Origin of the sequence: Geobacter sp. AOG1 (genome assembly GCF_019972315.1) — a bacterium.
GTDB lineage: Bacteria > Desulfobacterota > Desulfuromonadia > Geobacterales > Geobacteraceae > Geomobilimonas.
This window is the reverse complement of record NZ_BLIZ01000001.1, coordinates 165,373-178,474: the sequence shown is the minus strand read 5'-3', so window position 1 is coordinate 178,474 and position 13,102 is coordinate 165,373. Positions and strand designations below refer to the sequence as shown.

Here is a 13,102-nt window from a genome sequence, read left to right as displayed (position 1 = left end):
ACCTGCCCACCTTTATCTGCTCTCCGGTTTTTCCTGCATGAACTCCCCATACTTTTCGTAACTGTTTCCGAGCATGTACCCCAGGTCGCGGTAGGCCTTGTACTGCTCCGGGCTATAGAAGAGGTCGAAGGTCGGATCGTGGGGGAATAGAGGATCCTTCTCCTGGTACTTTATGATGCTGAACGGGTACCCCTGATCGCCCACCTTCACGAGTTGACGGTCCAGGGAGAGCTTGATGTAGATCAGTTCTATAGGGGCATCGTCGCCGTTTTCGTCAACCATGCCGGATATCTTCCCCCTGATGACCGCTTGGGACAACGGCGTGTTGTACACGTCGATAACCTTATCCGGTTTGTCAAAGCTGAGCTTGAGGCCGAGTTCTTTTTCGAGCTGCACCCCGAGCCGGTGAGCAGCCTCGAACACACTTTTCTGGTCCTGTTCCGCATCGACGGCGATGATCTTCTTTGTCCCGCGCCGCACCAGCGAGAAGACCCCAAGGTTATCCGAATGGCCGCCGTCGCTCAGACGTATGCCGCTTGTCCTATCTCCCTGGATCAAATCAGCGACGAAGTAAAGCGGAAACGGCGTAAGCCAATGCAGGAACCTGACAACCGGGTTTGTATTGGGATTTGAAATCCTGTACCCAAGATCCAGATTGAATATGTTCATCGCCGTCGAGGTAGCCTTTGACTCGCCGATTCCGACACCGGCAAGGTCGATCGCTTCCTGCTGGCCGTCCACCGCAGCGCCTGATATCGAGATGGCGCGGGAGAAACTGACCTCCTTTTCGCACTCCTCGGCCTCCCGGTAACCAAAAAGGTCTGATCCGCAGAGCCAGGGGGTGAATTCGAAGATTGCTTTGTGCATCTGCCTGTATTTGCCGTCGCCGAAGACATCATACCCCCTGTCGTACCCACCCGTGGAGTTGATGATGAAGTATGGCATCGGATATTTCTTGTTCGGGTTCGACACGTAGTCGCGCAACTGGGAGAACTTTACCTGCCGGGCAACCGCCTTGCGCTGAAACAGCACCTTTTCGTTGTTGGCGAACTTCTCAAGGTCGTAGCTGAGCGGAACATACCCGTAGGTCCGTTCGATTCCGTTCTGATAGTACCAGCGGGAAGGATTCAGGTTCATGTTCATGTCGAACAGACCGTTGAATATCCAATGAAACGGCAGCGAGAGGGAGTAGACGCTCCCCTTGTACGCCACCTCGCCGTATCCAAGGAGTTTTCCCCATGTCCCCTGTTCCTTGAGACTGGTAAGAATGTCGGATCTCTCTTCCAGGCTTATCTGGAACCGGTATTCATCCAGAATCTTAGGATCGTTGAGATTATGTTCCTTGGACGCGAACAGGCCCTTTCGGTCAAAGGTTTTTCTTTGGGCTAGTAATCGGGCCATTTCATCTGACGTTATTTCGTCGTTCAGAGGGCAATAATCCTCGTTGTTGGCGGTGTTCAGGTAGCAGTTTTGCGAAAAATACCAGTACATTGCGTAGGAGCCGCCCGACACGGAGGAAATTACATCGAGCCTGTCCATGACTCCCTTTTCATCAAGGGCCTTCAGGACACCCATGGTAAAGGAGGCCGACCGTGGCCCGCCACCGGAAAGGGCCAACCCTATCCTCGGTTCTGCGCCTTTTGTCCCGACGTCATGGGGGTATTTTCTGGCAAGATAACTGCGCTCTTCCTTATATTTCCTCCCGAGAATTTCCTGGTTTTTCCGATACAGATCACTACGCGCTTCTTTGCTGGATCTACAGGCAGAAGAGCAGTTCCCGAAGATTCCGGATATATTCCCTTCTCTCTCGTGGTGTACCGTTGCGCAGCCGCTTGCCAGGCAAAACAGTATCGCCATGGCCGCCGCTTGGCTGATTATCCTCATCTCCGCTCCTTTTACTCAGATGTTCCCGATATCCAATCCCTGCTACCCGGATATTTCCGGGGTGTTGTTCCGATGCTTCCCGTCATATCTCCCGGAACGAAAAGCTCCACTCCATCTTGTCGTACGGTTTCCCGTCCAGCTCGGCATAGGGGTAGATGAAGTAGTTGAGTCTGTCTTCCTGCTGGGGTGGTTTGAGCAGGATATCGCGTCCCCGGGTGAACTCGACCCGATTTTCGCAGAGGTTGCCGAAGTAATACTCCTTCCTTGTCTTGTCCTTGCTCGCCTCCGAGGCATCCGCAGGGACCCAGCCTTTCCCTTCCAGGTAAAACTCGGCCCAGCAGTGGTACCCCCCGATACGCCCCTCTCTTGTCCCTTCGGGGAGGGGGAAGCCGATGATGAACCGGGCGGGGATGCCGCTTGCCCGGCAAAGACCTATGAACAGGGAATGAAAGTCGGTGCAGTTGCCCCGTTTCAAGTCACAGACGTAATCGATATCACCCCTTCCCCAGCCGGTTCCGCTCTTGTCATAGGAAAGGTTGTCCACGGTATAGTCGTAGATGGCCCGGGCTTTTGCCAGGGGAGTGGCTCTCCCCGCGGTCACCTCTGCCGCCAGTTTTCGGATTCTCTCGTTCAGGGGGACCAGGCGGTCCGGCATCAGGAAACGGGCCAGCTCTTCCCTTGGCACAGAACCAGTCGTGCCGCTCCCGGTCAGGTCCCCTTGGGTCTCGCGACGGGTCACGTCATACAACAGTTCGATTTCCACTTCTTTTGCAGGGGCCTTGACGCTCCCGAACAGCAGGGAATTGCCGTATTCGTCCTCCTTCTCCGGGGTCAGCGGAACAGGCGAGCTTACCTTGGCGAGCCGCACCGTCTGCTCCCCATTGTTCGGGGCGACGGGAATCCATAGCCTCAACGCGCCGGCCGGAACATCGCCCAGCCTGACCTTGTACGAGAAGAAAAAATGCCGCTTCGTCGGTTCTGCCGCCGCTGCCCCGTGCGCCAGGGCGTTCAAGACCGTCAGCGAAATGATCAGCAAAAAGACATATCGGTGCCCGCGCATACCCACTCCTGTCAGTGAAAAAAAGCCCCCGGTTGCGGGGGCTTTGTGAGCCGGGAGCCATCTCTGCTCCGGTTACTTGATTTCCTTTAGTTCGGTCCCTTCATAGGTGTAGCGGGGTTCGCCGTTCACCTTGTGGATCTTGGTGTCGGTCACCTCCAGCTTGTCTCCCTTGAGAACCATCCAGAAGTCTATGTCGAGAACATCTTTCCCTTCGGTGGATTTGAAATCGCTGCAGGTGAAGTAGGTCATTTTCCCGTCCTTCTCGAACATCCGGACCGGATCGTGAATCTTGTCGAGCTTCAATTTCCACTCTTTGTTGAGCTTATCGTCATGGATCATGAAGATGCCGCCGGTCGCCTTGGACTGGGCTTTTACGTGCTCCTTGATCGATTTCTTGATAAATTTGGCGGTGACCGGCTTGCTCGGATGTTCCCCCGTGGTCTTTTCAACCGCTTTCCCCGGATGTTCCGCGTTCGGTTTGTCCACCTCCGTTCCCGGGTGCTCGGCGGCAGTGCAGACCCCTGCTGCCAGAACCGCTGCTATCGATGCTGCCGCAACATGCAATCGCAAAGTCTTCATGATGCAACCCCCTTTTCCAAGAATATAGGTACTTTCCAATCTTAAAGGGGAAAAGCCGGCTGTCAAGACAACGCCATACCCAGGGATCGGGTAACGGGTCTTCCCTTTAATTTTGATTGACGACATCTCAATTCTTTGATAAGAGAATCATTGTATTCTTATTATTGGAAAAATCACAGCAGCCGATAGACGAAAATACTAAACTATCCGCGAGGATAGGACGGAAAGCCTAAAGGGTCTCCAGGAGACAGCCGGGTTGCCGAAATATCATACGATATTCGGCAACCCGGCTTTTTTTATTGGGGAAAGGTGAAGGGGAGCGATGACCCCGTAACGGTGCTTAACCGATGGGGGGTGGTCTTAGTGCGAGTTTCTTTGCCCATAGCGGGGGAATGGCAATGCACTTTTATGAATACAGGGGATTTACTATTTGTCCAGTGCCTGCATTATCTCTAGCGGATGATGTCTGGACGGTCAATCTATCGATCAGGCACGGGGCACGGGTAAAATCTTTTGAAACAACCTATTCCTTTGGCACCAAGGGTGAAGCCGTCTTCCATTGTATCAATTTAGGGAAAAAGATTATTGACGGTGACGTCGATGGCTTTACGGTAGACGATATTCTCTGAGTATAGCGAAGATCATAAATTTACCGGGTTCAGGACCGTTTTATGGCGAGAAGAGACACCCTTCCGAAAAGCGATCAACGGCGCATAGTCTTCATTGGTCTCGGCTTTGTGGCCCTATCCTATCTTCTCGACGGTATCATCGATGCGTCAGTGAATGGAGAGACCGTATACCGGCAGATATTTTTACCCGGTTCCCGAGAAATCGCCGTACGTTTGGCCTTCTTGAGCGTACTGTTCCTCTTTGTCGCGTACGTATTGAATCTTTTGCTCAAGCGTAGACGCCTGGAAGAGGCGCTCGAGAAGTATCAGGCCGGCATGGATGCCTCCATTGACGGTATTGCCATTCTCAACACTAACCGTGAATGCGTCTACGTGAACAGTTCTCACGCCAAGCTTCACGGGTATGCTTCTCACACGGAACTCATGGGCAAATCGTGGAGTTTTTTTTATGGTGACGATGAAATACGGAGATTCGAAGAAGAAATTTTCCCCGTGATTTTCAAGAAGGGCGAATGGCGCGGTGAGGCAGTTGGCAGGAAACGGCACGGAAGCGTATTCCCCCAGGAAATCTCGCTCTCGAAAATGGACGGCAAAGGTATAGTCTGTATCGTCAGGGACATCACCAACCATAAGGATTTTGAGGAAGAGCTGGAGCGCAAGGCGCGGGAGCTGTCGGTCACCAACCGGGAACTGGAGTCTTTCAGTTATTCGCTTACCCATGACATGCGCAACTACCTTACACGCAGCTCCTCGGCTGCCCAGATCCTCCGGGAAAGTTATCATGCAACGCTGGATGAAAGTGGCCGTTATCTTGTCAAAATAATCGATGAAGCGAATCAGGATATGGAGGAACTGGTCAACGACATGCTGGTTCTGTCACGGTTAATCCAGCGTGAAATCCGGCGGGAGATGGTAGACCTCAGCGAGATGGTTCGTAGCATCGCAGCTGACCTGCTGCTGACCGAACCTGAGAGGGTTGTGGATTTCGTCATTGCGCCCGAACTGGTTGCCGAATGTGACTCGCATTTGTTGAAGATCGCCATCGAGAACCTGCTCGGCAATGCGTTGAAATACACCCGCAAGGTTCCCGATACTCGGGTAGAGTTCGGGGTGGTCGAGCATAATGGCAAGAAAGCGTTCTTTATCCGCGACAACGGGATGGGTTTTGAGATGAAGGACGCTGACCAGCTGTTCAAGCCCTTTCAACGGCTCCAGAATGCCAAGGAGTTTCCCGGGACCGGCATTGGCCTCGCCACGGTGCAGCGCATTATCCAGCGCCACGGCGGGGAGACGTGGGGAGAGGGAGAGCCGGGTCGGGGAGCGACTTTCTACTTCACCTTGCAGGTATAGTGATTTTGATGTTGATACTCATTTGTAATTACATTGTTATGTGGGGGCGGTCGCAGTATAATGTAACCAGGTATACAGGGAAGGGAAGCGAGTTCCCTGTGGAAAGGAGGAACTAGTCATGACAAGCAAAAATCTTCACGGCATGTTGACCCCGGACAATAGTGCCCTGGCTCTGATAGACTACCAGCCGGCGATGTTCTCGGGCGTCAACTCTCACGATAGGACCACAATAGTGCAGAACGTCCAGATAATCGCCAAGGCGGCCCGACTCTTCAAGGTGCCGGCAATCCTCTCGACCGTTGCCGCCGATAGCTTCAGCGGCGCGATGATATCCGAGGTCACCGGCATCTTCCCCGGCAGGGCTCCCATCGACCGGACTTCCATTAATGCCTGGCTCGACCGGAATTTCAGGGGGGCGATCGAAAAGACCGGTAAGAAGAAAATCGTCGTGGCGGGGCTCTGGACCGAAGCCTGCGTGCTCTTCCCGACGCTCGACCTTCTCGCGGCAGGCTATGAGGTCTACGTCCCCACCGACGCCTGCGGCGACATCAGCGTGGAAGCCCACGAAAGGGCAGTAGCGCGGCTTGTTCAGGCAGGAGCGGTGCCGATCACATCGCTGCAGTTTCTCTTCGAACTCCAGCAGGATTGGGGACGGAGCGCGACCTACGAAGGGTGCATGGATATACTCAAGGCGCACTCGCCGTACGGCATCGAAGTCCGGTTCGTGAAGGAGTTTCTCGGCGGGCATGGCGAAGGTGCCAAACGGGCTGCGTAGGAGGGGACCATCAACTCAGTGAACAATTGCAGAAGCTGTTGATGGTGAGTCGTGTGAAGCGGGAATTTCGCACGACTTATTTTGTCACATGACGGGAACTCAAGGGGGCAGGCCCACATGTTCAGACCAGAAGAACGTGGACCTGACCCCTTTCGATTGTGCGCCGGCTAGCGTATCTCCTCGTAAACCTTCACCCCTTCCGCAAATCTGTCGATCTCTTTCTCCATGTCTTTTTGCTCGACATTGCCGTCTTTCAGATGCACCACGTCGTACAGCACATTGGCGGAATCCAGCTTTTTCAGGTCGATCCCCCTGGTGTAAGGCATGGCTATGGTCGTCATTTTGTCTTGAAAGAACGAGACCTTGTTGTACGGCATCCTGGCATTCACCAGATTTTCCCAGTCGCCTCTGTAGGCATCGCTCAGCTCTTCGGGAGGCCGTCTGTTCCTGTTGACGAGAAAGCAGGTATTGGTACTCTTGTCGTCGCCCGGGCAGACACTGATGACATCCCAGACGGTTTTCCCCTTCTCGGGAAAGAACCCCAGGTTCAGCTTCAGATCGCTCCTCTCCGTGATATGCATGACATCCGGCGTGTAAGAAAGAGAGACCCTCTTGGACGTGTAGCGAAAGAATTTATCATAGGCGAAGTCGATGTCGATGGTGGAAAAAAGTTCGGGAAGATACTCCTTGGCAGCCAGGAACTCACGCCACTGTTTGAGGTTCCCGTAATAGGAGACGTAGACGAAATCGGCGAGTACCTTCAGATCGAGGGTGTGTCCATCTTCCACAAGTCCGGACTGTCCGCGCCGCATCATGCTGATGCAGCCACCGGGGACGGGAAGGGAAAAGGCGACAATCCTCTCGTCGCTGTATTCCAGCGGCCAGCTTCTCACCAGCCACTTCCTCCCATAGGAGTCGCGATGGGTGTATTCCGTATCAGCCTTCCCGAGGGAGGTTACCTTGACCTTCTCCGGGCCGATCTGTCTCGTTACACTGACCCCCTTGAGGACGAGGTCCATGAAGGCCTTTGAGTCCTTATAGAGGGACTCCAGGGGGAGGTCATCCGGTTTTTTGAGGCTCATGTAGAAGGAGTTCCCCAGCGTGCCGTAGACGAGATACCCGTTTGTGCCAAGTTCGGAGCGGGAGGTCTCCTTTGGTGAATAAAGGCCCCAATTGCCGTCATCCCCTTGGACGATCAGGTTGGGAAAGTGGGCGGTGAGGTTCTTCTGGAACAGGATGGCCGACCCCTTGCCGTTGGGGAATATGGTGTCCCGGTTTTCGGCGAGGAGGGACTGTAGGAGTTTGGCAGAAAAGGGGTTCACCGTGTCGATCAGCTGCCGGTTCAGCTCCTGGTAGCTCTTGGGGAGGGTTAATTCCGCCTTGAGGGTGTCCATCTTGGTCATATCCATGTTGTCGATGAAATACTTCAGCTTCTTATGGACGGTGGCCAGGTTTTCCTTTGCGTTGACAACCTCGGCGATGGGGAGAGCGATGTTGAGGTTTTCATTTGCAGACTTCCGCAGGACGACACCGACGACTTGCCCCTCCTTGTCCAGAAGGGGGCCGCCGCTGTTGCCCGGGGAGGCCGCGGCGGAAAAGCGCATCCATTTCCACTCTCCATCCTCATCTTCCGGCGTGTCGGAGGTATAGAGACCGTCGCGAATCACGATCCCCTCTCCGAGGGCATTCCCGACGGCATACACCGTTTCGTTCAGCTTCGGATGGGTGTTCACCTTCAGAAAGGAGGAAGCCTTTCCCTCTTTGAGTGAGAAGAGGACGAAGTCCTTTCTGTCCGAGTACTTGTATATCTTGTCAACGGCGTAGACGTTTCCTTCCTTGTCCCGCAGGAAATACTCCTTGAACAGGCTTTTTTGGCCGAGGCTCATCACATGGTCCGCCGACACGAACCGGTCGGGAGCGATGGCAAAGGCTGTGCCAATGGAGTAGTACTTGTCTTTCCTCTCGGCATAGGGAAGGAGGTCCAGGGGAAGGGGTTTCTCGTAGCTCAGGGAATCCTTGGCCGGTTTGGGGACGACCACTTCGAACGTTGCCTTGTTGACGAGTGCTACGATCTTTCCGTCCAGCACCTGCTCGGCCATCCCCATGGCCGGAAAGGTGGCGAGGGCTGCGGCCGTGAGGACAAAGGCCAGGGCTGACCGCCATGTAGTTCTGTTCACTGAAACCTCCTCTGATGTCGGCGGGCCACTGCAAGCCAACCGTAGATTATTTTCTCGAATGGAGGGCTTGGCCCACGTTTGAGCCGTTCTCGTGGACCAGATACGATAAAAGCCGCTCCATCAGCACCTACACTGACCAAGCGGCTCTATGAACCTGCAATTCGGTATCCCATCGCCCCTCCCGGGCACTCCGTAAATTATTACCAACGTACATACACCCGTAGAGGCTGTAGCGTCAAGGAGTTTAGCGCGGAGAGCGAACCCCCTTCCCATTATCTACCTGCTGTAGTATGCTCCCCCCGGTACAGACCGGGACGACACACCCACAGGAGCGACAATGAGCATCAGCAACGGGCAACTGGCCACCATCATCACCTCCATCATCGACGAAACAGGGCTCAAGCCCTTCCAGGTGCAGCAGACCGTGGCTTTGCTGCGCGAGGGCTCCACGGTCCCCTTCATCGCCCGCTACCGCAAGGAGCAGACCGGCGAGTTGGACGAGGTACAGATCCGCACCATCGAGGAGCGCTACGGATACTTCAGCGAGCTGGAGGAGCGAAAGGGCACGATCATCGCCACCATCGGGGAGCAGGGAAAGCTGACCCCTGAACTGCGCGCCCGGATCGAGGCGACCCGCCTGAAGACCGAACTGGAAGACCTGTATCTCCCCTACAAGCCCAAACGCCGCACCAAGGCCACCATCGCCCGCGAGCGGGGGCTGGAGCCCCTGGCTGACCTGATCGCCGCCCAGGAGCTTGCCAGCGGCACGCCGGAGGAGGCGGCCGCTCCCTTCGTGGCCCCGGAGCAGGATGTCCCCGACGCCGCGGCGGCCCTGGAGGGGGCCGGGCATATCCTGGCCGAGCGGCTGTCGGACGATGCGGACGCCCGCGCCATGGTCCGGCGACTCACCTGGGAGCAGGGGGTGTTCTCCTCCAGGGTGGCCGGCGACAAGCGCGACCAGGTGACCAAGTTCGAGATGTACTACGATTACCAGGAGCCGCTGAAGAGCGTCCCTTCCCACCGGATGCTGGCCATGCGCCGGGGGGAGAAGGAGGAGGTGCTGTTCCTCTCCCTCCTGGCGCCGGTGGAGGAGATCCTTGCCGGGCTGAAATGCCGCCTGGTGAAGAAGGAGAGTATCTTCAGGTCGTTGCTGGAGGGGGTGGCAGAGGACGCCTACAAGCGGCTGATCTCAGTCTCCATCGAGGGGGAGCTGCGGCTCCAGGCCAGGGACCTGGCCGACGAAGCCGCCATCGGGATCTTCGCCCAGAACCTGCGCAACCTGCTCCTGGCTCCGCCTGCGGGAGGAAAGCGGGTGCTGGGGATCGACCCCGGCCTGCGCACCGGCTCCAAGCTGGCGGCCGTGGACGCCACGGGGCGCTTCCTGGAGCATGTTACCATCTATCCCCATACGGGCGAGGCGCGTGTCCCCCAGGCGAAAAAGGAGTTCTTGGGGCTCCTGGACGCCCACGCCATCGAGATGGTCGCCATAGGCAACGGCACGGCCGGCCGCGAGATGGAGCTGTTCGCCAGGGAGACCCTGGCCGGGGCGGGTAAGAACGTGCCGGTGGTGATGGTGAGCGAGGCCGGGGCCAGCGTCTATTCGGCATCGGATATCGCCCGCGAGGAGTTTCCCGACCTGGACCTGACCGTGCGCGGGGCGATCTCCATCGCCCGCCGGTTGCAGGACCCGTTGGCCGAACTGGTCAAGCTCGATCCCAAGAGCATCGGCGTCGGCCAGTACCAGCACGACGTCAACCAGGCCATGCTGAAGAAGGCGCTGGACGACGTGGTGGAGTCGTGCGTCAACTACGTGGGGGTCGATCTCAACACCGCCTCGTGGGCGCTGCTGTCCTACGTCTCCGGCCTGGGGCAGTCCCTGGCCAAGTCCATCGTCGCCCACCGCAACGAGCAGGGCACCTTCCCCACCCGGAAGTCCCTGCTCAAGGTGCCGCGCTTCGGGGCCAAGGCGTTCGAGCAGGCGGCGGGTTTTCTCCGCATTCGCGGCGGCACGCACCCGCTGGACAACAGCGCCGTGCACCCCGAACGCTATGCCGTGGTGGAGGCCATGGCAGCCGACCTGGGGGTGACCCTGGAACAGCTGACCGGCGACCCTGCGCTGGCGGGGAAGATAGACCTCAAGCGCTACGTCACCGACCAGGTGGGGCTGCCGACCCTGCGCGACATCGTTGCCGAACTGAAGAAACCGGGGCGCGACCCGCGCAAACGGTTCGAGACCGCCTCATTCCGCGACGACATCCGCGAGATCGGCGACCTGATGGAAGGGATGATTCTCCAGGGGGTGGTGACCAACGTGACCGCGTTCGGGGCCTTCGTGGACATCGGGGTGCACCAGGACGGGCTGGTGCATGTGAGCCATCTGGCCAGCCGCTTCATCAAGGATCCCAACGATGCGGTGCGGGTGGGGGATGTGGTGAAGGTGAAGGTGCTTTCGGCCGATGTGCAGCGCAAGCGCATCGCCCTCTCCATCAAGGAGGCCGAGCCGGGTGGGGCGGCGCAGAAGGAACGTCGGTTGCCGCCGAAAGAGGCAGGAGAGAAGAAGGAGAAGGCGGCGGAATCGAAGGGGGGATTGGACCTGGGCGCCTTGGAGCGGGCGGGATTCAGGGTGAAGCGGAAGTGACCCTATGGTTTCCGGCAGACGAGCACGATCTTGTTGTGCGGCGGGAGCAGGGAGGAATGGACGCGGACGACGGAGAAGCCGATGGATTCCACGAGCTGCAGCAGCTGCCGGAGGGTGAACATCTGCTTGTGGCGAAAGGGGAGGGGGGAATAGAGGGATTCGAGAAAGAGGGGGTTAGCGCCGCCACTGGCGCGATAGGACCATTCGCCGACCCGGTAAAAAAGCGCGTCCCGGCGGGGGGTGTCGAGAAACAGCCAGCCTCCCGGCTTGATGACGTTATAGGCGCTGCGCAGGGTCTCGGCGGGAAAGTTGACATGCTCGAGAACGTCCCAGATGGTGACCACATCGAAAAAACCGGCGTAACCCTCCTGCCAGTGCCGGTCATCGATGGTCTCACCGTTCAGCTCGATGCCGAATTTCCGCTGGGCGAACTCCCGGAAGATCCCTTGCGGTTCGATGCCATGGACTGAAGCCCCCGCTTCGGCAAGGAGATGGGCAAACAGTCCGGCGCCTGCGCCGATGTCGAGGCAATGCGACCCCGACAGCGAAAGATGGCGTTTGACGAGGTGCAGGTTTTTCCGGAGCTGTTTTCCGTTGGCCGGGAGCATTCCTTCGATATAGTCCCACGCCTTCTGGTCGAGTGCCGACCTGGTGTCGCCCGGGGTCTCGGACGGCATGCTGTCCAGGTGGTCGATGAAGTGAAAGCCGCACGCGGCGCACGCATACACCGTCGTTTTCTTCAGTTTGTACGTCGGCCTGGCGGCGTTTGTTGCACACAATTTGCAACGGCTGAAATCGTACACCTGTTGTGTTCTCCCGGGACTATTACCCTATATTCGGCAGTTGAACACTGTCTGCACTCGTACTAGTCCAACGGCAATAACACATCCTAAAACGAAAAGGCCCATTCCCGCAACGACAAACGCCGGCAAGCAGCTCTACTTTGTCCTGGATTTTGTCGCGCAGACGGGTAGAGTAGAGTAAGAACTTATCCGCACATAAGCTTTCCATCCTTGCATTCCGTCTTCACGGCATCTTTGCCCGGCTTTCAATCGCAAAATCCTCGACGTAGACCCGGCTACGCCCGTGGTTTTGCTCAATCAAGCCGGTCAAATCTGCCATAAATCCGGACGCAATCCCTGATAAAGTTATGTACGGACAAGTTCTAAGTTGGCCCTGCCGGAAATTGTACGGGAATGCCACAGGAGGTTTTTATGCATGTCGTCGTTATCCATGGCTGGAAGGAAGAAACGCCTGAACTTGTCCAAATGCTTGCCGCTGCGCTCGGCGTCATGGTTTTCGAAGCACGGCAGCGGATGATTGGAGGCGGGCCGTCGGTGGTGGCAAGTTTCGCCGACCCGCAGCATGCCATGGCACTGGCAGACAAACTGCGTCAGGGGGGAATCGCGGCGCTGGTCCTTGATGCCACGGCAGTGCGTAGCAGGACCGGTTTTTTCATTGTGCGCCGGTTTGTGCCGGGAACGTATGCACTGCACATCGAAAAGAGCGACGGGATCGCCGCCGAAATTCCCTATGAAGACATGGAGCTGCTCCTGCCGTGCACGAGCGTCACCAGCCATACCGAGACAACTACCGTTGTCGAACGCAAGTTCAGTATCGGGAAAACCGTTCTCTCCGGCGGGATTCCGATGAAGACTAAAGTAGAGCGCCAGGAAGAAGTGACCAGCGAAGAGACAAGGAAGGTCCTCTACCTCTATGCGGACAACCGGCCGCCCATACTCTTCGGTCAGGACAATCTGACTTACGACGGATTCGGTTCAGCCATGAAGTTGTCACGGGAGCTGAACTTTGCCTATCTGATCAGCGAGCTGCGCCGGCTCAGCCCCGGTGCCATGTATGACGATCGCCTGCTCAACCGTGCTGGACAGGTACGTACACTCGGCCCTGTGCAGAACATGGGGACAAACCTCGACCTCGCAGCGGAAATTCTTGCCCGGACTCTGCGACACGGGCGCGGAAGCGGTTGATTACGGGGTGAGGGGGAGTTCT

At 57.0% G+C, this 13,102-nt stretch carries 10 protein-coding genes and 1 riboswitch; of the genes, 5 read left to right on the top strand and 5 right to left on the bottom strand.

What is annotated here, in order from left to right:
- Positions 1-12: 12 nt before the first annotated feature.
- The 3 genes from LDN04_RS00745 to LDN04_RS00735 form a co-directional block, all read right to left on the bottom strand.
- Positions 13-1,884: a patatin-like phospholipase family protein gene (locus LDN04_RS00745; protein ID WP_223905359.1), complete on the bottom strand. Its 1,872-nt coding sequence runs from the start codon at positions 1,882-1,884 to the stop codon at positions 13-15.
- Positions 1,885-1,966: 82 nt separating this feature from the next.
- Positions 1,967-2,944, bottom strand: coding sequence for a transglutaminase-like domain-containing protein (locus tag LDN04_RS00740; RefSeq protein WP_223905357.1), 978 nt, complete (start codon positions 2,942-2,944; stop codon positions 1,967-1,969).
- A gap of 72 nt (positions 2,945-3,016) precedes the next feature.
- Positions 3,017-3,523 (bottom strand): hypothetical protein, encoded by a 507-nt coding sequence (locus LDN04_RS00735; RefSeq protein ID WP_223905355.1) that lies wholly within the window; start codon positions 3,521-3,523, stop codon positions 3,017-3,019.
- Positions 3,524-3,710: 187 nt separating this feature from the next.
- A riboswitch (cyclic di-GMP riboswitch) is annotated at positions 3,711-3,787 on the top strand.
- 134 nt (positions 3,788-3,921) lie between these two features.
- Here LDN04_RS00735 and LDN04_RS00730 point away from each other — a divergent pair.
- From LDN04_RS00730 to LDN04_RS00720, 3 genes are all read left to right on the top strand, one after another.
- On the top strand, positions 3,922-4,152 hold the full coding sequence (locus tag LDN04_RS00730) for a CV_2116 domain-containing protein (protein WP_223905353.1): 231 nt from the start codon (positions 3,922-3,924) through the stop codon (positions 4,150-4,152).
- Positions 4,153-4,194: 42 nt separating this feature from the next.
- The gene (locus LDN04_RS00725; protein WP_223905351.1) at positions 4,195-5,502 is read left to right on the top strand and encodes an ATP-binding protein; all 1,308 of its coding nucleotides are present in this window, start codon (positions 4,195-4,197) and stop codon (positions 5,500-5,502) included.
- Positions 5,503-5,620: 118 nt separating this feature from the next.
- The gene (locus tag LDN04_RS00720; protein WP_223905349.1) at positions 5,621-6,277 is read left to right on the top strand and encodes a hydrolase; all 657 of its coding nucleotides are present in this window, start codon (positions 5,621-5,623) and stop codon (positions 6,275-6,277) included.
- 167 nt (positions 6,278-6,444) lie between these two features.
- Here the strand turns inward: LDN04_RS00720 and LDN04_RS00715 are convergent, their stop codons facing one another.
- Entirely contained in the window at positions 6,445-8,454 is a 2,010-nt protein-coding gene (locus LDN04_RS00715; protein ID WP_223905347.1) for a serine protease, read from the bottom strand.
- 337 nt (positions 8,455-8,791) lie between these two features.
- Here LDN04_RS00715 and LDN04_RS00710 point away from each other — a divergent pair, with 337 nt between their 5' ends.
- Entirely contained in the window at positions 8,792-11,092 is a 2,301-nt protein-coding gene (locus LDN04_RS00710; protein ID WP_223905345.1) for a Tex family protein, read from the top strand.
- Between the two features lie 2 nt (positions 11,093-11,094).
- On the opposite strand, the gene LDN04_RS00705 is transcribed toward LDN04_RS00710, so the two are convergent.
- Complete coding sequence (locus tag LDN04_RS00705) at positions 11,095-11,895, bottom strand: bifunctional 2-polyprenyl-6-hydroxyphenol methylase/3-demethylubiquinol 3-O-methyltransferase UbiG (protein ID WP_223905343.1); 801 nt, start codon at positions 11,893-11,895, stop codon at positions 11,095-11,097.
- Positions 11,896-12,306: 411 nt separating this feature from the next.
- On the opposite strand from LDN04_RS00705, the gene LDN04_RS00700 reads away from it, so the two are divergent.
- Positions 12,307-13,080 (top strand): hypothetical protein, encoded by a 774-nt coding sequence (locus tag LDN04_RS00700; protein ID WP_223905342.1) that lies wholly within the window; start codon positions 12,307-12,309, stop codon positions 13,078-13,080.
- The last annotated feature ends 22 nt before the right edge of the window (positions 13,081-13,102 follow it).

What these genes read in the sequence shown, in the direction of transcription:
- LDN04_RS00725 (WP_223905351.1), top strand. Translation starts at nt 4,195, where the DNA reads ATGGCGAGAAGAGACACCCTTCCGAAAAGCGATCAACGGCGCATAGTC.
- LDN04_RS00720 (WP_223905349.1), top strand. Translation starts at nt 5,621, where the DNA reads ATGACAAGCAAAAATCTTCACGGCATGTTGACCCCGGACAATAGTGCC.
- LDN04_RS00730 (WP_223905353.1), top strand. Translation starts at nt 3,922, where the DNA reads ATGCACTTTTATGAATACAGGGGATTTACTATTTGTCCAGTGCCTGCA.
- LDN04_RS00710 (WP_223905345.1), top strand. Translation starts at nt 8,792, where the DNA reads ATGAGCATCAGCAACGGGCAACTGGCCACCATCATCACCTCCATCATC.
- LDN04_RS00740 (WP_223905357.1), bottom strand. Translation starts at nt 2,944, where the DNA reads ATGCGCGGGCACCGATATGTCTTTTTGCTGATCATTTCGCTGACGGTC.
- LDN04_RS00700 (WP_223905342.1), top strand. Translation starts at nt 12,307, where the DNA reads ATGCATGTCGTCGTTATCCATGGCTGGAAGGAAGAAACGCCTGAACTT.
- LDN04_RS00735 (WP_223905355.1), bottom strand. Translation starts at nt 3,523, where the DNA reads ATGAAGACTTTGCGATTGCATGTTGCGGCAGCATCGATAGCAGCGGTT.
- LDN04_RS00745 (WP_223905359.1), bottom strand. Translation starts at nt 1,884, where the DNA reads ATGAGGATAATCAGCCAAGCGGCGGCCATGGCGATACTGTTTTGCCTG.